General features: G+C 38.8%; 14 protein-coding genes. 12 read left to right on the top strand and 2 right to left on the bottom strand.

All coding sequences use genetic code 11. The annotated features are described in order from the left end of the window. Positions 1 to 207 precede the first annotated feature (207 nt). The gene (gene nox / locus PYS62_RS05085; RefSeq protein ID WP_066712517.1) at positions 208 to 1554 is read left to right on the top strand and encodes a H2O-forming NADH oxidase; all 1347 of its coding nucleotides are present in this window, start codon (positions 208 to 210) and stop codon (positions 1552 to 1554) included. 118 nt (positions 1555 to 1672) lie between these two features. After that, positions 1673 to 3496 (top strand): NAD(P)/FAD-dependent oxidoreductase, encoded by a 1824-nt coding sequence (locus tag PYS62_RS05080; RefSeq protein WP_066712515.1) that lies wholly within the window; start codon positions 1673 to 1675, stop codon positions 3494 to 3496. Positions 3497 to 3507: 11 nt separating this feature from the next. Here PYS62_RS05080 and PYS62_RS05075 read toward each other — a convergent pair whose 3' ends face one another. Further along, on the bottom strand, positions 3508 to 4701 hold the full coding sequence (locus PYS62_RS05075) for an IS1634 family transposase (protein ID WP_452038989.1): 1194 nt from the start codon (positions 4699 to 4701) through the stop codon (positions 3508 to 3510). 195 nt (positions 4702 to 4896) lie between these two features. Between PYS62_RS05075 and rpsT the strand changes: the two genes are divergently transcribed. From rpsT to PYS62_RS05060, 3 genes are all read left to right on the top strand, one after another. Further along, on the top strand, positions 4897 to 5160 hold the full coding sequence (rpsT, locus tag PYS62_RS05070; protein ID WP_066712508.1) for a 30S ribosomal protein S20: 264 nt from the start codon (positions 4897 to 4899) through the stop codon (positions 5158 to 5160). Positions 5161 to 5365: 205 nt separating this feature from the next. Further along, positions 5366 to 5767, top strand: a complete 402-nt coding sequence (locus PYS62_RS05065) for a hypothetical protein (protein WP_066712505.1) — start codon at positions 5366 to 5368, stop codon at positions 5765 to 5767. Further along, a complete protein-coding gene (locus tag PYS62_RS05060; RefSeq protein ID WP_066712502.1) occupies positions 5767 to 6510 on the top strand; it encodes a SanA/YdcF family protein in 744 nt (247 codons plus the stop codon). The genes PYS62_RS05065 and PYS62_RS05060 overlap by 1 nt, the downstream gene beginning before the upstream one ends. 1 nt (position 6511) lies before the next feature. Here PYS62_RS05060 and PYS62_RS05055 read toward each other — a convergent pair whose 3' ends face one another. Beyond that, complete coding sequence (locus PYS62_RS05055; protein ID WP_315573946.1) at positions 6512 to 7504, bottom strand: Mrp/NBP35 family ATP-binding protein; 993 nt, start codon at positions 7502 to 7504, stop codon at positions 6512 to 6514. A 163-nt stretch (positions 7505 to 7667) separates the two neighbouring features. On the opposite strand from PYS62_RS05055, the gene argS reads away from it, so the two are divergent. The 7 genes from argS to PYS62_RS05020 all read left to right on the top strand — a co-directional run bounded on the left by argS (position 7668) and on the right by PYS62_RS05020 (position 17361). After that, a complete protein-coding gene (argS, locus tag PYS62_RS05050; RefSeq protein ID WP_066712499.1) occupies positions 7668 to 9437 on the top strand; it encodes an arginine--tRNA ligase in 1770 nt (589 codons plus the stop codon). A 10-nt stretch (positions 9438 to 9447) separates the two neighbouring features. After that, positions 9448 to 11082, top strand: a complete 1635-nt coding sequence (locus PYS62_RS05045) for a gluzincin family metallopeptidase (RefSeq protein WP_066712496.1) — start codon at positions 9448 to 9450, stop codon at positions 11080 to 11082. A 3-nt stretch (positions 11083 to 11085) separates the two neighbouring features. Further along, positions 11086 to 12777: an RsmB/NOP family class I SAM-dependent RNA methyltransferase gene (locus tag PYS62_RS05040; RefSeq protein WP_066712494.1), complete on the top strand. Its 1692-nt coding sequence runs from the start codon at positions 11086 to 11088 to the stop codon at positions 12775 to 12777. 64 nt (positions 12778 to 12841) lie between these two features. Beyond that, a complete protein-coding gene (rdgB, locus tag PYS62_RS05035; RefSeq protein WP_066712492.1) occupies positions 12842 to 13477 on the top strand; it encodes an RdgB/HAM1 family non-canonical purine NTP pyrophosphatase in 636 nt (211 codons plus the stop codon). Next, a complete protein-coding gene (locus PYS62_RS05030) occupies positions 13470 to 14801 on the top strand; it encodes a hypothetical protein (RefSeq protein WP_066712489.1) in 1332 nt (443 codons plus the stop codon). Before rdgB ends, PYS62_RS05030 begins: the two co-directional genes overlap by 8 nt. Then, positions 14801 to 15931 (top strand): peptide chain release factor 2, encoded by a 1131-nt coding sequence (prfB, locus tag PYS62_RS05025; RefSeq protein WP_082714251.1) that lies wholly within the window; start codon positions 14801 to 14803, stop codon positions 15929 to 15931. Before PYS62_RS05030 ends, prfB begins: the two co-directional genes overlap by 1 nt. Continuing rightward, positions 15919 to 17361, top strand: coding sequence for an adenylyltransferase/cytidyltransferase family protein (locus tag PYS62_RS05020; protein WP_066712488.1), 1443 nt, complete (start codon positions 15919 to 15921; stop codon positions 17359 to 17361). The genes prfB and PYS62_RS05020 overlap by 13 nt, the downstream gene beginning before the upstream one ends. Position 17362 lies beyond the last annotated feature (1 nt).

Here is a 17362-nt window from a genome sequence, read left to right as displayed (position 1 = left end):
CCTTTAGTTTGCAAAATGAGCCTTAGTTTGCAAATTTTTTGCATTGGATAATGTAAATCTAATTTAATACATAATAGTAAATTTTTGTTTGTGAAAAAGCGACTGAAATCACAGAAATATTATACTGATAATAATATAATCATTTATAAACCATAGATATGGGATTAGAGCTATTTAATAGCCTGATTAGATTAGAGGAGAGAAAGTATGGCAAAAACAAAAGTTATTGTAATTGGTGCTAATCATGCTGGTACAGCTGCAATTAACACTTTGACTTCTTCATATCCAGATTGTGAAGTTACAGTTTATGACCGTAACAACAATATCAGTTTCTTAGGTTGCGGTATGGCCCTTTGGATAGGTGGCCAAATCAGTCGCGGCGATGGCTTGTTCTATAACAGCCCTGAGAAAATGACAGCGAATGGTGCCAAGGTGTATATGGAAGCTGAAGTTTTGCACGTTGATCCTAAGGCCAAAACTGTAAAGGTTCGCTTAAAGGGTGGTAAGGAGATTGTTGACTCCTATGACAAATTAATTTTAGCCACAGGTTCTCTGCCAATTGATCCTCCAGGTATTGAAGGCTTGGATTTAGAAAACGTTCAACACGTTAAAATTTATCAAGATGCTAAGTTAGCAATTGACACTCTAGCTACCAAAAAGATCGAAACAGTCGCTGTAGTTGGCGCTGGCTATGTTGGTGTTGAGCTAGCAGAAGCTTTCAGACGTCATGGCAAAAAAGTTAAGTTAATCGATATGGCCGATCGTTCCTTATCTACATATTATGACCGTCCATTTACTGATTTGATGGATAAAAACTTAGAAGAGCATGGGATTGAGCTTTGCTTCAATGAAAAAATTGTCAAATTTGCTGGCGAAAATGGCATCTTGACCAAAGTTGTCACAGATAAAGCTGAACATGCTTGCGATATGGCTGTTTTGGCTATCGGTTTCAAACCTAATACAGTCTTGATGCGTGACCAACTTGAAACATTCAGAAACGGTGCTTATATTGTTGATCGTCATCAACAGACAAGTGATAAAGACATTTATGCCGTTGGCGACTGCGCTACAATTTATGATAACGCTCAAGAGGCTTGGACTTATATTGCTCTAGCAACTAATGCTGTTAGAAGTGGCTTAGTAGCAGCTCATAATGTTGGTGGCACCAAGATTGAGTCCATCGGTGTTCAGGGTTCTAACGGTATCAACATCTATGACTTGAAGATGGTTTCAACTGGTTTAACAGCTGAACGAGCTGAGAAGTTAGGTATCGAAGCTTTGTATACAGATTTCGAAGATTTGCAACGCCCTGAGTTCATGGAAGTTGAGAATCAGAAAGTTAAGATTCGTATCGTCTATCGCAAAGACAATCGCCAAGTAATTGGTTGCCAGATGGCTTCTAAGTACGATATGAGCATGGGTATCCATCTGTTCTCATTGGCTATTCAAGAGAAAATCACGATTGATCGTTTAGCTTTGACAGATATTTTCTTCTTGCCACATTTCAACAAGCCCTACAACTACATCACAATGGCTGCTTATACAGCTAAATAAGCTATATAGGTTAAATAGCCCTATTAGCTTGACTGAATTAGGCAGAATATTTAAGCCGGCATAGTGATAATACTGTGTCGGCTTTGCTTTTTGCCTTAAATAACATATCATAATTAACATGAGTGAAAAAAAACAGAATTACACAATCGGATCATTAAAAGTTAGTCTTGATAAAATTAAGCAACTAGGTGAAAGCAAAGCAATTGAGTTGGAATTGCACAAAAAGCTTTTAACGATGTTGGCCAAAAAAGAGCTAGTCAAGCTTGAGTATACGGTGCTTAAGCGTTCGCTTGATTTGCGCAAAAAAATGCAAGCTAGCTTTATTTACAAGTTGGCTTTGCCTAATTTGGAAGAGATAGCTGGTCATACACTTTTACGGCAATTACTAGAAAAGAATATTGTCACTTGTGAAGCGGCGAATTATGTTTGGTCAAAAGTGCAGGCCAAATTAAGCGCTTTTGGAGAGAGAAGTGCAGCCTATCTTGCAAATTCAGATTCTAAGCGACCGATTGTTGTTGGCTTTGGCCCAGCTGGCATCTTTGCTGCTTTATTGTTGGCAGAGGCAGGCTTAAAACCAATAGTCATAGAGCGAGGCGAGGCAATTGACAAGCGCGTTAAAGATTTTCAACTTTTACAAACTGAAGGCAAGTTCAACCCAAATTCCAACGCTCAGTTCGGTGAAGGTGGCGCAGGCTGCTTCTCAGATGGCAAATTAGGTACGAGAATCAAGGATGACCTTTTAAGCTTGGTTTTGGATGTATTAGTTAGTTTTGGAGCTGATAAGAGTATTCTTTGGCGGCAAAATCCGCATGTTGGCACAGACAAGCTAAGGCCAATAATTAAGCAAATTCGGCAACATATCATTGCTTTAGGTGGCGAAGTTAGATTTAGCACGAAGTTAGTCGATATTGAGTTAGAGCCCAATTTACGCTCAATTACAGTTGAAAAGGCTGATTCAACTCGTGAGAAAATTGTTTGTACACAACTTATTTTGGCCCCAGGGCATAGTGCTAGAGACCTTTATCATCTTTTGTACGCTAAAGGTCAGAAGTTAAGCGCTAAAGCGTTTGCCGTAGGCTTCCGTATTGAACAGAAGCAAAAAGCTGTTAATTTGGTGCAGTATGGCCCTGATTATGAGAATTTGCTCACAGAATTATTAGGCCCAGCTGAATATCATTTGGCATGTAAAGTTGATGTCGATGGCGAAGAAAGGCGTGTTTATACTTTCTGCATGTGTCCAGGTGGCGAGGTAATTGCAAGTGCATCTGAGTCAGGCGCACTTTGTGTAAATGGCATGAGTTATCAGGAGCGAGCAGCCGAAAATGCCAATGCAGCTGTTATCTGTGCTGTTAATAGCAAAGATTTTGGCGAAGATTTGTTTGCCGGGATGAATTTCCAAGCTCAAGTTGAACAGGCTGCATATCAGATGATAGGCTCATACAATGCTCCATATATGAAAGTGTGTGACTTTGTCGAAAAGAGTTTGAACCAAGTAGATAAAGCGGCCTTATTCAAAGAAACTGACTTTGCTGAGAATTTACAAGTTGTTAAGGCTGATAAAGTCTTACACGAACTTTGCCAATTAGATGTTAAGCCAAGTTATCTACCAGGGGTAGTGGCAAAGGATTTAAGTCAATTATATCCAGCTATAATAACCAGGGCGCTAGCGAAAGGCATCTTAAAGTTGAATAAGCAAATGCACTGTTTTGCTTCTAGCAAGAGTAATTTGATTGCCCCAGAGACAAGGACTTCAGCGCCACTTAGAATTGAACGTGACAAAGATTCCTTGATGGCAGTTTCAGCTATGGGCTTGTATCCTTGCGGGGAAGGCGCTGGCTATGCTGGCGGTATAAGTTCGGCTGCTGTCGATGGCCTAAAGACAGCTTTGAAAATTATTACAAATTGCTGTGAAGCAGATATCTCTGAACTGGATTTAATGTGATTCTATGTAAATTATGCTTTACATGTTAGAAAAGTTGGCTTATTTAGTGGGTTTATGGGCATTTTTAAGTTGCTCGTTTGACTTTGGCCAGCTATTTTAGGATCGTTAGGCTTAGCTTTTTCTAAATTAGCTTTAGAATTCACCAAGTTAAAAGCTCTATCGAGTTGCTTTTGCCTAATATTGCGTTGGTAATCACGGTATTTCACAGAATAAGTGACAATTAAATGCTGTTCAAGGCCATTTTCGTTAATCCATCTGTCTTTGTAGAAAATTTTGTCAAAATCAGCAATCTCATTAATTTCGTTTAATTTGTAATTCCTGTCGCTATTAGGTAAATGCCAGCCATCATTGTCTAAACAGAAATCTTTAATAAAACCTTTGAGCTTATTAATAGACTGAGTGCAAACAAATTTTCTGCCTTGAATATTGTTGAATTTTCTGTTGTCTGTTGACGAAAGACCAGCATCAGTACAGACAATAAAATTAGAAGTATTGAAATCTCTAACAACCTTTCTTTCAAGAGCAGTCATAGAAGGCTGCTCATTTTGGTTGCCGTTAAACATAGAGAATGTCAGAGGAATACCATTAGCATCCATAAACATTCCCATTTGCACAATAGGATTAGGGAGGTGTTCCTTGTAAATACCGTATTTTCTAAAGTCATCTTCATTTTCAATTTCAAAATAATAATTAGTGCAATCGTAATAGAGAACGTCACTATTGCGAGGAATGAGTTTTAGAGAGTTGTTATAAAGAGTGGATTGGAAGAAATCATTTTCTTTAGAAATAAATTCAAGCGCCCCGTAAATTTGGTGTAATTCACATTTAGGCTGTTCTAAAAATAATTTAGAACTTTCAAGCGAAGAAACCTTAGAGCCAGGCGAGATAATTCTTGAATAAACAAGCATGGAAAAGATGTCGTTAAGGTCATAAGAGAATTTGTATTTTTCAGAAATAGCGTTACAGATTTTGTCTAAAGCAAGGCTGTAGTAAATATCTTTAAGGAAGAGGTAGCCAACATTACAAGAACGACGAATGTTCTTGTCGATAAGAAAGGAAGCAGAATATTTAAGCAAAATGCCTTTATTAGCATCTTTTTCAGCGATAGTTAGTTTGCGCGTATACTCTTTAGCCCATTCAATAGGATCTTGGTCACCACATCTAGCTTTAATTTCATCGATACTACCAAGTCTTTCAACAGATATTGTAGTGGTCTTGTTGCCAATACGAATAGAAATTTGACAAAAAAAGAGGGCTTTTAGCCCTAATTTTCCGAATGTTTACATTTTCACTTCGTTTCTCAACTGTCAAACTACCGACTTTAATTTGCCAAATTTGTAGCAAGGTGCTATAATATGTCAGCATTTATGTTAGTAACGTCAACAAAGGAGGTGTAAAACATGCCTAATCTTAAACAAGCTATCAAGCGCGTCAGTATCAATGAAAAGAAGACTGAAGTCAATAAGAATAAGAAGAGCGAAGTTCGCACGGCCATCAAGAAAGCCCATGTTGCCGTTTCTACAGCTAGTGAAGGCGCTTTAGACTTAGTTCGTGAAGCACAGAAGCAGATTGATAAGTTAGCTGGTCAAGGTAAGATGAACAAGAACACAGCTGCACGTCGTGTTTCTCGTTTGCAAAAAGCCCTTAACCGTCAAGCTCAGTAATTGAGTTTCGATTTAGAGAATATTAAAGCCACAGCTTTGACTGTGGCTTTTGTTATTTATTGAGCGAAAAGTAAGTGAATAATTTGTATAAAATGATGAAATTTTACGCAAAAGCTTGTCAGTACACAAGAATATTTTTAGTATTAACTTATCGCAAGTTATTGATATTTGCGGATAATATTTGTGATTAATAGAGGGAGCGCTTATGCGTACTAAGATCGGAACCAAAGTTTATGATACTGAAAAGAGCCAAATGATAGGTGAGCAGATTGTCGGTCAATACTGTTCAGCTGACGGCTTTGAAGAGCGTCTGTATCGTAAGGCGGCTCATGACTACTTTATATATGGTTTGGGTGGTTCATTGTCACCATATCCTAAGGAAACGTTGTTGAGCTTGTCTCTGGCAGATGCAACAGAGTGGATGCAACGTATATTGGGAGCAGAGAGAGCTGGCGAGATTTTGCAAGCTGATGAAGAAGAGATAAGCGTCAAGGTAGCAGCTAAGGTAGCCAAGGCAGCTAAGGCTGAAGCTAAAGCAAGTGAGAAAACAACTTGCAAGAGCAAAACTACTAAGAAGACTTCTTCCTGTTCCAAAAGTAAGAAATAATGTTAGGGCGTATTAGAAAATACAATTGTCATCTAAAGCGAGTAATCTCTAGGTTGCTTGCTTTATTTGTATGCCTAACTTTTTTAGTTAGCCTGCTTTGCCTAGCAGCATTTTCACTTGTCCATAAACTAAGCAAACCCTACATTGAACCTGATTTACAATCACTTTCTGGCCTGAATGTGGACAAGATTATGGTTTTAGGTGCGAGAGTATATCCAGATGGGACTGTATCACCCTTATTAAAACAACGTCTAGATGCAGCTTATCAGGCCTATATTTACCTTACTCAAGCCAAGCAACAGACAAATAGTTTGAAATGTATAGCTTGTGTTGAAACAAATAGCTCAAATAGCCAAGTAGAGGATAAGCCAGAATTAAAGATAATTGTTTCAGGTAGCCATGCTAAGAATTATGATGAAGCTAAAGCTATGGCTAATTATTTACATAAATTGGGTGTCAATGAGCAAAAAATCATCCTCGACAAAGAAGGGATCAATACTTTGAAATCTTGTCAAAACTACCAAACTAATTACGCCAATGAGACTCTGTTAATCGTTACAAGCGAATATCATTTACCACGTGCCTGCTTTTTGGCACGCAAATTAGAGCTCAGAGCTTATGGCTTCCCAGCTGATAGTTATAACTTCAGTTGGCCAACCCAAGTATACAATTTCGTACGTGAGGCTCTAAGTCGCGTGAAAGCAGTCATCAACATTTATATTGATTTGAATTTTGCTAATTAACTCACACTTGATTAAGTTGACCGTAATTATCTTGCAAACAAGCGTAGATTTGCCGAGCCAAATTATAGAAATGGTCATTACGATAGCTGCTTATAGTGCCAGCGTCAATTTGCTTAGCTAAGTCTGGCAAAATTGGAATTTGCCATGTCAAATTAGCCTTATTATCAGCATTTAACGTCTTTAATTGTGATGGCCCATATAATTCAGTATGCAAATTGCAATTAGGACACTCAAAGTAAGCGAAATTTTCAACAATTGCCATCAGTGGCACTTTGAGTTTGTCTAAGAGCTTGATTGACTTTTCGACAATCGTCTGTACTAACAATTGTGGCGATGATACGACAATGGCTGCTGTAATCGGAATGGCCTGAAAGACAGTCAAAGGAACATCACCTGTTCCAGGTGGCATATCAATTAACAGAATGTCCAAATCTCCCCAGACCACATCTGACCAGAATTGCTTGATAGCGGTATTGATTATCGGCGCCCGCCAAGCAATTGGATCGCTCTTATTATCTAGAATCAAATTTACTGACATAACTTTAATGCCATTATCACTTTCTTCTGGCATTAAGCCTAAGGAAGAAGCGTAGGCTTGCTCTTGTAAGCCGAAAGCTTGCGGGATAGATGGACCTGTAACGTCAGCGTCCAAAATGCCGACTTTTAAGCCTAAATTTTGTAATGAAACAGCCAAAGTAGAGACGAGCATTGATTTGCCAACGCCGCCTTTACCGCTTGTTACAGCAAGCACATATTTGATTGAACTATGGCGATTCATAGAAGCAGCTTGAGAGGGCACTTGTGCTGGAGCTGATTCACGGTTATTAATTTGTTGCTCCACAGCATTTTTGTCCATGATGGCCGCTTCGGCTTTTCTTTCAGCCAAAAGTTGTGCCTTTGTCCGAGGCATTTTGCCCTTGTACCAGCTAGTTTTAGCAATGCGTGGGCGATTGTTGATTAAGTCATCTTTATTTGTATCAGTAAAATCAGTCATTATAACCTCTATGTTAACCAAAGCTTATTCAGTTTCATGAGAGCGCCTATGCGGTATTGCTGATAAGTTTGTTATAATAAATCATATTCTTTATGATTATAAAATTAATCAGGCAAATTGTCTAAGAAAATATTGACGGCTACCACATTGCCGAGGAGAAAGTATGAACTACAAGTTATTATTGGCTAAAGCTATTAAACCGTATGCTGAAATGGATGAAGAGACTATTTTAAATTGCTTGGAAGCTCCACCTAAGATGGAATTAGGCGATGCAGCTTTTCCTTGCTTCAATTTAGCTAAGACCTGGCACAAGGCTCCGCAAATGATTGCTGCTGATTTGGCTAGTAAATTGCAGGCGAATTTGCCGGAATTTATCAGTGAGATCAAGGTGCAAGGCCCATACTTGAATTTCTTCTTTGATCGTAAGCATTTTTTGTACAGTAACTTACATACTATCAATCAAGAACAAACGAAATACGGCTGTACAGATTTAGGCAAAGACAAAACAGTTTTACTTGAATATTCTTCACCTAATATTGCTAAGCCTTTCCATGTTGGCCACGCCTTTACAACCATTCTTGGTGCAAGTTTGGCTAGATTATACGAAACACAGTCCTACAATGTAGTGCGTTTGAATCACTTGGGTGACTATGGCACGCAGTTTGGTAAGCTGATTGTGGCCTATGAAAAATGGGGTGATGAGGCAGCTTTGGAGCAAAATCCGATCAATGAGCTTTTGCGCATTTACGTCAAATTCCATCAAGAAGCTAAGTTAGACAGCACCTTGGACACAGAGGCACGTTTACGCTTTAAAAATTTGGAGCTTGGTAAAGAGTACGAAACGAAGCTCTGGCAGCGTTTTAAGGACTTGTCATTAGTTGAGTTCAACCGCATTTACAAACGTTTACATGTTGATTTTGATTGTTGGAATGGCGAGAGCTTCTACAGTGATTTAATTCCAGCTGTCGTACAAGATTTGAGAGATAAGCATTTGTTGGAAGAATCAGAAGGGGCACAGGTTGTGCGCTTGGACGAAGAGAATTTGCCACCGTGCCTAGTTTTGAAATCTGATGGTACAACCATTTATGCTAGCCGTGACTTGGCTGCTATCATGTATCGTTACAAGCGTTGGCACTTTGCCAAAAACATCTATGTCGTTGGTACGCCACAAGCTTTGCATTTCAAACAAGTATTCGCTGTCTTGAAGAAAGCAGGCTATGACTTTGCTGATAATTGTGTGCATGTTGGCTTTGGCTTAGTTAAATTCCCAGATGCCAAATTCTCAACTCGTGAGGGCAAAGTCGTCTTACTAGAAGATTTGTTGAATGAGGCTGTCAACAAGACAAAAGAGATTATCGAGGCTAATAACGCCAATCGCGCTGACAAAATGTCAGATGAGGAGATAGCAGATACGGCTGAGAAAATCGGTGTTTCTGCCATTATGTATATCTTCCAAAAGAGTGGCCGTGAGCGTGATATTGTTTTCGATTGGAAAGAGATTTTGAGCTTTGAAGGTGAATCAGGTCCATACCTGCAATACACCTATGCACGTGCTAAATCAATTTTACGCAAAGCCTTTGATTTGAATTTGACTGATAAGGTGCTAAAGTCTGATCAGGGATCAAAACTTTTGACATTAACACTAGAAGATTTCAGCAATTTTGCCGTAGATGAAAGTGCTTATGCCTTAGTTAAGGAATTGTCTAAGTACAAGGAAGTTTTGCAGAGTGCAATTCAACAGAATGAGCCATTTGTTTTGACCCGTAGCTTGAACAATATCTGTCGTGCTTTCAATCGCTTCTATACGAATAACCATATTTTGACTGCTGAAGCTGAGCAGAAGCAGATTCTCTTAGCTATCTGTCAAGCAACTTGCCAAGTCCTTGAAAATGGCTTCAAGATTTTAGGCTTAGCTAAGATTGAACGGATGTAAGGAAGAATATATGACGGCTGTGTCTGCTTTAACTAGGCAAGAGGGCAATAATTGGCAAGCTTTGAGCGATTTTAAGTATCAAAGGGTTGATATGACTAAATTGGCCGCGCATTTCAGCAATTTAGCTCAAGAATTGGCTAAGGCTAATTCTGCTTCGGACAAGTACTTATTGCTTCGAAAATGCGATGAATTATATCGGGCATATTATGAAAATGTCAGCTACTTGATTTTTCAAGCTGAAGTTAAGGCAGATAATAATAGCTATTATCAGACGGAACTTGCGTACTATGAAGCTAGCATGAGTTTGTTGCAGCACGCCTACTTAGGCGCTAAGGTTAGCATCTTACGTGGCGATTTAGGCGAGTTAGCAAAATTAACTGGCAAACGTTATTTACTAGATTTGCAGATGCAATACTTCTTAAAACAAGATGCAACGCTTAAGATTAATGCCAAACAGTCTGAGATAGTTAAAAGAATAAGACATGAACTTTTATGCTTACCTATGCAGTTTGGCAAGCTAAGTGCCAAAGAACTAGCTGATTTGAATCGATCGTTTAATGAACTTTTAGCTTTAGGAACTAGGAAAGCCAAATTATTAGGTTATAACAACTACGGAGAGCTAGCTATTTCACTTGCAGCCAGATCCGAGTTAGGTGCTGAGAGGCTGAGGGAAATTCGCCAAGCTGTGCAAAAATATCTAGTGCCGTTATACAAAGGTCTGTTAGTAAAAGCTGGGCTTTATCAAAACGGTTGGTTAAGTTTCCAAAACCAAGCTAGTATGTTTAAAGCTTTTCAGCAATTAATTACAGCTACTTTCTCTGAGCCTGATTTGGCGTCATTTGGTGAGCTTAAGGAACAAGGTTGCGTTAAACTAGCTGTTAATAGCATTGATAGCGAGGGTACACCCTACAAAACACGGGCAACGAAATTAAGCTTGAATGGCTTATATTTAGCAAATTGGCGTCAAACTTTAGTTTGTTTGCATAGCTTTGCGCATATTACCGATTGGGTCGAGCTATATCAAGGTCTTGTAAGCACGAGCTTTACGTTGGTGAACAAAACAGATAGTTCCTTAATTGAAAATGAATTGCCTGATACTGTTTTTAAGTCGTATGCAAGTCAAGTCTTAGAGAGCCTTTGCTTTCCAACTAGCGAAAAATTGTTCGGTCGCAGTTATTTCTACAAGCGTGTTATGCAAATTTTGGAAAAATTGTTGCATATTTGCTTGCTGACAGAATTACAGGAACAATTATATTTGGTTAATCCACAAGCTAGTAACGATTTACTTACTTTAAGTCGTAACTTGTATAGTAGCTTGCATGAGATTTATTTTCCAGGCCTAAAACGTTATTCAGAATTTATTTTGCCGTGCAATTTTAATGAGCTTTTGGCTGAATCGTTTGATCAACAACTAAAAGTTTTGTTGGAATTATCGGGCTTGATGCTCTGGGATGAAGCTGACAAATTCAAAACTAGCGATGAGCGGTTGGAAGCTTTCTATAACTTACTAAAATTAGGTTCTAAATACACACCAGTGGAAGCAATTGAGCACTTAGATTGGCCAAGTGCTTTTGATGAAGATGCTATTAAACGTTTAGCCTATAAGTTGGCTTATCATTTGGAAGTGAACAACAAAGAAGATTAAATTATGAATAACTTATTGACAGAGTTTTTGGCGCAATTAGAGCAATCATTAGCTGAATATGTAGAAGCAGGATTTATGGCTGATTTAGCCTCAGCTTTGGCTCGTACAGGAGAAGTTAAAAGAGCAATTCGCCTTAATTTTCTCAAGCTTCAAAAACAGGGGCCTTTAGTGCAAATGACTAAGTCATTTACGCGAAAAGAAAAAATGCAAGCAGGCTTAGACTTTCTCAATAATTGGCCAGAGTTTGCTCCGTTTAAGGGTCTTTGGCAAGCTGTGCCATGGGCTGATGATGGCTTTTATGTGCCAACTATTGCCAATGATTTAATTGCCAAGTGTCAAGCCTACAAGCTTGGTTTGTATTATCTACAAGAAAGCTCAGCCATGCTGCCAGCTAATTTATTACATGTAGAACCTAATGAGACAGTAGCTGATTTTTGTGCAGCGCCAGGTGGCAAGTCTGGCAAGTTAGCTAGCGATTTGTTAGGCAGTGGCTGTCTCTTGTCGAATGATTTAGCCTTAAGTAGATCAAAGATAATGCTTAGGAATTTGAATGAGCTTGCTGTGTGGCACAATGTCTTAGTCAATGCCGATTTGAATGATTTAGCCAAAGAGCTAAAAGCCTATTTTTCAGCCGTTGTCCTAGATGTGCCTTGCTCAGGTGAAGGCATGATTCGCCGTGAGCATAAGGCTTTGCAGGCGCGCATGAGCAAAGATCCAGCTGCCTTTCATAATTTACAACTTAGTTTGTTAGAAGCTGCTTGGCAGACTTTAAAGAGAGGTGGCAGACTGGTTTATTCAACATGTACTTTTAATTGTGCTGAGAATGAAGCGGTAATTTATGACTTTCTACATAAGTATGCTGACGCAAGTGTTTTAGAAGCGCCAGAATTTATGCAAAAAGCAGCTGGCTTACAGTCAGCTTTTCCATATCGTGGCTGTCAGGAACTTACAAAAGGCTTAAGAATTTTCCCACAAGCTGGTTATGGTGAGGGCCATTTTGCCATCTTGTTGCAGAAACAAGGTGATTTAGAATTAGCTAACCAAAGCTGGCAAGATTTGCATGCCTATGCAAGTAAGCCTAAATTGACAATTCTTCAACCTAAACATAAAGATGAGCCTAAAAAAGGCAAAGCTTCTATATCTAAGCAACTTCCAACACTCACTCTAACTTCTAAGAATTTGCAGAAATTATTAGTTGAGTTTGTAGAGACAACTTTCGAAAAAGAAGTAGCTGAGCAATATGTTGAATTGTTTACTAAATTCCCATACTTTAAATTAGTGGGCGAGTCTGTTGAGTGGCTAATAGATTTGGATAGCTATGGTTTAGCAGAATTGAATAATAAGAGCAAGCGAGCTTCCAAAATTCATGTTTTGAGCGAGGGTATCTGGTTAGGGCAAATTAAGCTATTCAAAAACGGTTGCAAATTTACCCCATCGCATAACTGGGCTTTGCTATTTACGACAGGCCAATGCCAATATGAAGTTAAAACAAGTGCGACAGATGAGCTTTATACAAAGATTTTAGAAGGTAAAAGTTTGCTCAAAGAAGACGTTTCACCTTATTTAGCAAGCTCTTGGCCAACTAAGACGCATTATGTGCTTCTAACAGTTGATAACTATGCAGCTTGCTGGCTCCAATTAGGTCAGGATTTTGTCAAAACTCTCTATCCTAAACAGTGGCTGAATAGTATTTAGAAGCTGAGAAAACTGGTATTATATTAATAATGTCTGTTTTAGGCTGATATGAAAGGAAAGATGTATGCGCAAATTAATTATTGCTAGCACCAATCAGGGCAAGATTGGGGAGTTTAGGACACTCCTAAAAGATTTTGCGTGGCAGATATATTCATTAGCTGATTTGAATTATTTGGAGAATGTCAATGAAACTGGCACGACTTTTTATGAGAATGCCAAGATCAAAGCTGCAAATATCTTTCAATATTATCCTGATGCTTTTGTTTTGGCAGATGATTCAGGTTTATGTGTGACAGCTTTGGACGACAAACCAGGTATTTATACAGCTCGCTATGGCGGAGCTGATGCAACTTATGCTGAGAAATTCACTTTGATCTGGCAAGAATTAGCCGCTAGACAAGTTCCTCCTACGCATTGGCAGGCTCACTTCGTTTGCAGCCTTTGTTTGCTTTGCCCTTGGGGTGATATGTTTGGCTATACGGGTGAATTTCATGGCGAAATTAGCGCTGAAGCTAAAGGTGATAATGGCTTTGGCTATGATCCGATTTTTTATGTGCCTGAGTATGGCATGACAGCGGCTGAGATGCCAGCTGAGCTTAAAAATAAAATAAGTCATCGCGCTAAAGCTTTACAAGCTTTGTTAGCTGATTTACCACGGGTGTTAGCGTTAGATCCACAAGCAAAGGAGAGTCATGTTTAGTATCGTTTTTGAAAGTTTAAAGTTTGATAAATTACCAAGCAAAAAGGGAAGTAGGCTTTATATCGTTTTGCTCGGCTTAGCTTTATTCATGTTTTATCAGTTCCCACCAGGAGATCCGAGAATTAAAGTCTTAGATCAGTTGGCTGAACTTGATTGGCAGAATATGATGCTGGCATTGCAGAAATTATTAGATTCCAAACAATTGCTGTCTTTGTTTAGCCGGGCTAATATGATTTATTATTTGAGTGATTTTGGCCTAGATGTCTTAATGCTTTTAACTGGTATTTTCTTTTTGGCTTGGCAGATAGCTTGCTACAAAAAGATGAAGTGGCAGCTTGTTTGCAAACGCTTCTTTAAGAAGTTATTGACCATTTTAGCTTTTTTATTACTTGTGAGTTTGACAGTGATTGCCTTTGTGCACATATTTAGCATGTTGCCAACAATAGCCATTGCTTTTAGCTTGTTCATAATCACTCAGGCGCTGTTTGTGCCAACAGTTTTAATTGATTACGACTACAACTTAGGGCAAGCTTTTGTCGTTTCTAGACAATTGATGCAAGGCTTTAAGCTGAACTTCCTTTTGACTTTTACTTGCTTGCATTTCATGTTCAAAGTCGTGCCAGAACTTGTTATTATCACTATTTTGCCAAGTGGCATTTTGCTTAATTTGGCTTTGGCGATTGTTAGAACCGTTTATATGGCTGTTTGCCTGCGCTGCTTATTCATTTACTATCTTTACTTGTCTGAATATTTCTATCCACAAATTAGAAGTTTGGGCATTATGGATTTGGGTAATTTCTTAAAGAAGTTGAATAATCTGGTTTACCCGTTATACACAGAAGCTGAGAAAGCCAGATTCATGGCTGAGATTAAGCGTGAATATGCTGGTGAGTCAGATTTGGAAAAAGCCTTGTTCAGCCAGGAATTTAAGTCATTTAAGTCAGATATATTAGACAAGAAGTTACCGCTTGAAAAACCAATTGATAACTTACTAGCTAAAGAACTTAAAACTAAGCCAGCTGAAGCTGAACCTATTCAAGCAGAGCCAGTTGTATCCACCCAAAACGTGGAAGAAAAAGCTGCTTTGTTAAGTAAGAATTTGCAGATTATTTCTGGAAAGTTGCAGGCTGCCTTAGCTAAAGACGGCTTATGTATTAGTAAGGAAGCTTATTTAACTAAAGAAGCTGAAGAAGTTGCTAGCAATTTCTATCGCTCAAAACAGCAATTGGCTGACTTAAACAGGCTTATAAGTCAAGCTGTAGATTACCTAAAGCGCTCTGGTAAGACGACAAGCTTAGTTGAAGAGAAGGAAGGATTAAATTAGTGCTTGATTCACACGAATTACAATTAACTTTGACAGCTGATCGGGCCAAATTGGCACCTTTGCAGGCTGCGTTAAAAATTGACACATTAAGTAATTATATTGAAGAACTGGAAGCTAGAAGTCAGGAAGAGGGCTTTTGGACAGATATAGCTAAGGCAACAGCCTTGCAAAAAGAGTTGACTGATTTGAAAAAGCAACAGTCAGCCTTTCTCAATTTAGGTCAGCAATTGGATGACTTACAAGTTGGCCTAGATTTGGCTGAAGTAAGCGAGGCAAATGAGCAGACAGAGTTGTTAGAGGAAGTTCAGTCAGGTTTGAAAGACTGGCAGGATGCTTATACAGAATTACAGCTAGAAACTTTGTTCACTGATAAGCTAGATGATAAGAATACAATTTTGACTTTGCATGCTGGTGCTGGCGGAACTGAGGCGCAAGACTGGGTATTGATGCTGTATCGTATGTACACTCGTTTTGCTGAAAAAATGAACTTTACATGCAAAGAACTTAACTTGGTTGAAGGTGAAGAAGCTGGAATTAAGTCTGTCAGTTTTAGCGTTTCAGGTCCACATGCCTATGGCTGGCTTAAATCTGAACATGGCGTGCATCGCTTGGTCCGTATTTCACCATTCGACGCTTCTGGTAGACGTCATACAAGCTTTGCCTCTTGCGAAGTTTTACCAGAACTTGATAAAACAATTGAAATTACAATTCGCCCCGAAGATTTGAGAGTTGATACTTATCGTTCAACTGGTAAAGGTGGTCAGCACGTCAACAAAACCGATTCAGCTGTCCGCTTAACACACTTACCAACTGGTATTGTGGCTGCCTGCCAAGCTGAGCGTAGCCAGATCCAGAACAGAGAAACGGCTATGAAGATGTTGCAAGCTAAGTTATACAAATTGGCTTTGGAACAGCAAAAAGCTTCCATCGATGATTTGAAAGGCGAACAGTTAGACATTGCCTGGGGTTCACAGATTCGTTCTTACGTTTTCTGCCCATATACTTTGGTCAAGGACCATCGCACAGAATATGAAGATATTGATGTTGAAGGTGTGATGGATGGCAATTTGAAACCCTTTGTTTATGCTTATCTGCAGCAAAAAGCAGGCTTAACGACATGCAAAAAATAGTTTTGATTGGTGGTAGCTTTAATCCAATTCACTTGGGTCATTTGAAATTAATCAGTTTAGCTTGTCAACTGAAAGACGTTTCCAAAGTCATTTTGATGCCAGCTTATTGCTCGCCTTTTAAGCAACAATCTGAGCAGGTAGCAGCTTGCTATAGATGGCAGCTGATTGACTTGGCTTTCGAAGATTTATTAGATTTGGAGCAAGATTTTAGCTATATCTCTAAGACTGAACAGGAGCAGATTAAGGAATTTTATCAGGCTAAGCGCTTGGAAATCTTAGACTGGGAGATTAAGGCAAATGAGCCATCTTATACTTGGCATACATTAGAAAAGTTGCAAACTTTGTATTCTGAGTGTGAGCTTGTTTTGCTAGGTGGTTCTGATCTGTTGAAAGATTTCGAACGCTGGTATCAGGTGGAAAAAATTCTAAAAGTAGCAACATTATTTGTTGTAAGTCGCCCACATTATATGCAAGCAGCTTCTAGTTTACGCGATAAGTTAGTTTCTAAGTACAAGGCCAGGATCGAGCTTATGAACGTAGATATGCCAGACATAAGTTCAGCTGAACTAAGAACAGAATTAAAATCTGTACCGTATGCACAAGCTTATAGTCTGATTGCAAGTGAGATTAATAATTATTACAATTTGCCTGATTTAAAAGAAATTATGCCCAATTTGCAAGCTAATTTTTTGAGCAAAAATGAGCTAGCTTTCATTGCCCAAAATCGCCTGTATCAGCAGCCTAATCTAAGTAGCATTTTGTCTGAAGAAACAATTAGGTTCGTTAATCGCTTGATTAACTACAATTTACAAAATTTGCCTTGGAAACGTCAATCACATTGCTTGAATGTCATGTATTTTGCTTTTACCTTGTTGATTGCTAAATATCAGATAGAAGCGAAAAAGGCTATTAATTTAAGCGAGATTAAGCGCATTTTAGAAGCTCCCTGGCTGAATTTTGCAAATATAAATTTGACAGATGAGCAAAAACAGACTTGTGAAGAAGTAGTCATTTCTGGTCTTTTTCATGATGCTTGTAAGTATAGCCAATTATCTAATTATAAAGAGGTGGAAGCGAAACTGACTGAAGAAGATATTAATAGCAAAATTGAGCATGGTCCAATTGCAGCTCATGTTTTAGCTAAAGAGTTTGGTTGTACGAATCGAACAATTATCGAGGCGGTGTATTATCATACAACTTTGCGTGCCCAGGCTACTTTAGTCGATAAACTTGTTTATTTGGCCGATAAGTTAGAATTTGGTCGTACTTACAATGACGTTGTGAGCTTGCGTGCTAGTTTAGCTTTGGGTTATGATGAGACGGTCAAGCGAGTTTTGCGTGCGACAACCAAACTTTTAGAGTCAAAGCAGCAACATGCTCATTCATTATCACTAGAGGCTTTGGCTGATTTAGAAGAGGAGAGGAATTAAT

Origin of the sequence: Amygdalobacter nucleatus, assembly GCF_029167365.1 — a bacterium.
GTDB lineage: Bacteria > Bacillota > Clostridia > Saccharofermentanales > Fastidiosipilaceae > Amygdalobacter > Amygdalobacter nucleatus.
Note: the sequence above shows the minus strand (reverse complement) of the source record. Positions and strands in the feature narration are given on the sequence as shown.

Bases quoted from the DNA above. Each gene is read 5' to 3' on its own strand.
- nox (WP_066712517.1), top strand. From the start codon at position 208: ATGGCAAAAACAAAAGTTATTGTAATTGGTGCTAATCATGCTGGTACA.
- PYS62_RS05080 (WP_066712515.1), top strand. From the start codon at position 1,673: ATGAGTGAAAAAAAACAGAATTACACAATCGGATCATTAAAAGTTAGT.
- rpsT (WP_066712508.1), top strand. From the start codon at position 4,897: ATGCCTAATCTTAAACAAGCTATCAAGCGCGTCAGTATCAATGAAAAG.
- PYS62_RS05065 (WP_066712505.1), top strand. From the start codon at position 5,366: ATGCGTACTAAGATCGGAACCAAAGTTTATGATACTGAAAAGAGCCAA.
- PYS62_RS05060 (WP_066712502.1), top strand. From the start codon at position 5,767: ATGTTAGGGCGTATTAGAAAATACAATTGTCATCTAAAGCGAGTAATC.
- PYS62_RS05055 (WP_315573946.1), bottom strand. From the start codon at position 7,504: ATGACTGATTTTACTGATACAAATAAAGATGACTTAATCAACAATCGC.
- argS (WP_066712499.1), top strand. From the start codon at position 7,668: ATGAACTACAAGTTATTATTGGCTAAAGCTATTAAACCGTATGCTGAA.
- PYS62_RS05045 (WP_066712496.1), top strand. From the start codon at position 9,448: ATGACGGCTGTGTCTGCTTTAACTAGGCAAGAGGGCAATAATTGGCAA.
- PYS62_RS05040 (WP_066712494.1), top strand. From the start codon at position 11,086: ATGAATAACTTATTGACAGAGTTTTTGGCGCAATTAGAGCAATCATTA.
- rdgB (WP_066712492.1), top strand. From the start codon at position 12,842: ATGCGCAAATTAATTATTGCTAGCACCAATCAGGGCAAGATTGGGGAG.
- PYS62_RS05030 (WP_066712489.1), top strand. From the start codon at position 13,470: ATGTTTAGTATCGTTTTTGAAAGTTTAAAGTTTGATAAATTACCAAGC.
- PYS62_RS05020 (WP_066712488.1), top strand. From the start codon at position 15,919: ATGCAAAAAATAGTTTTGATTGGTGGTAGCTTTAATCCAATTCACTTG.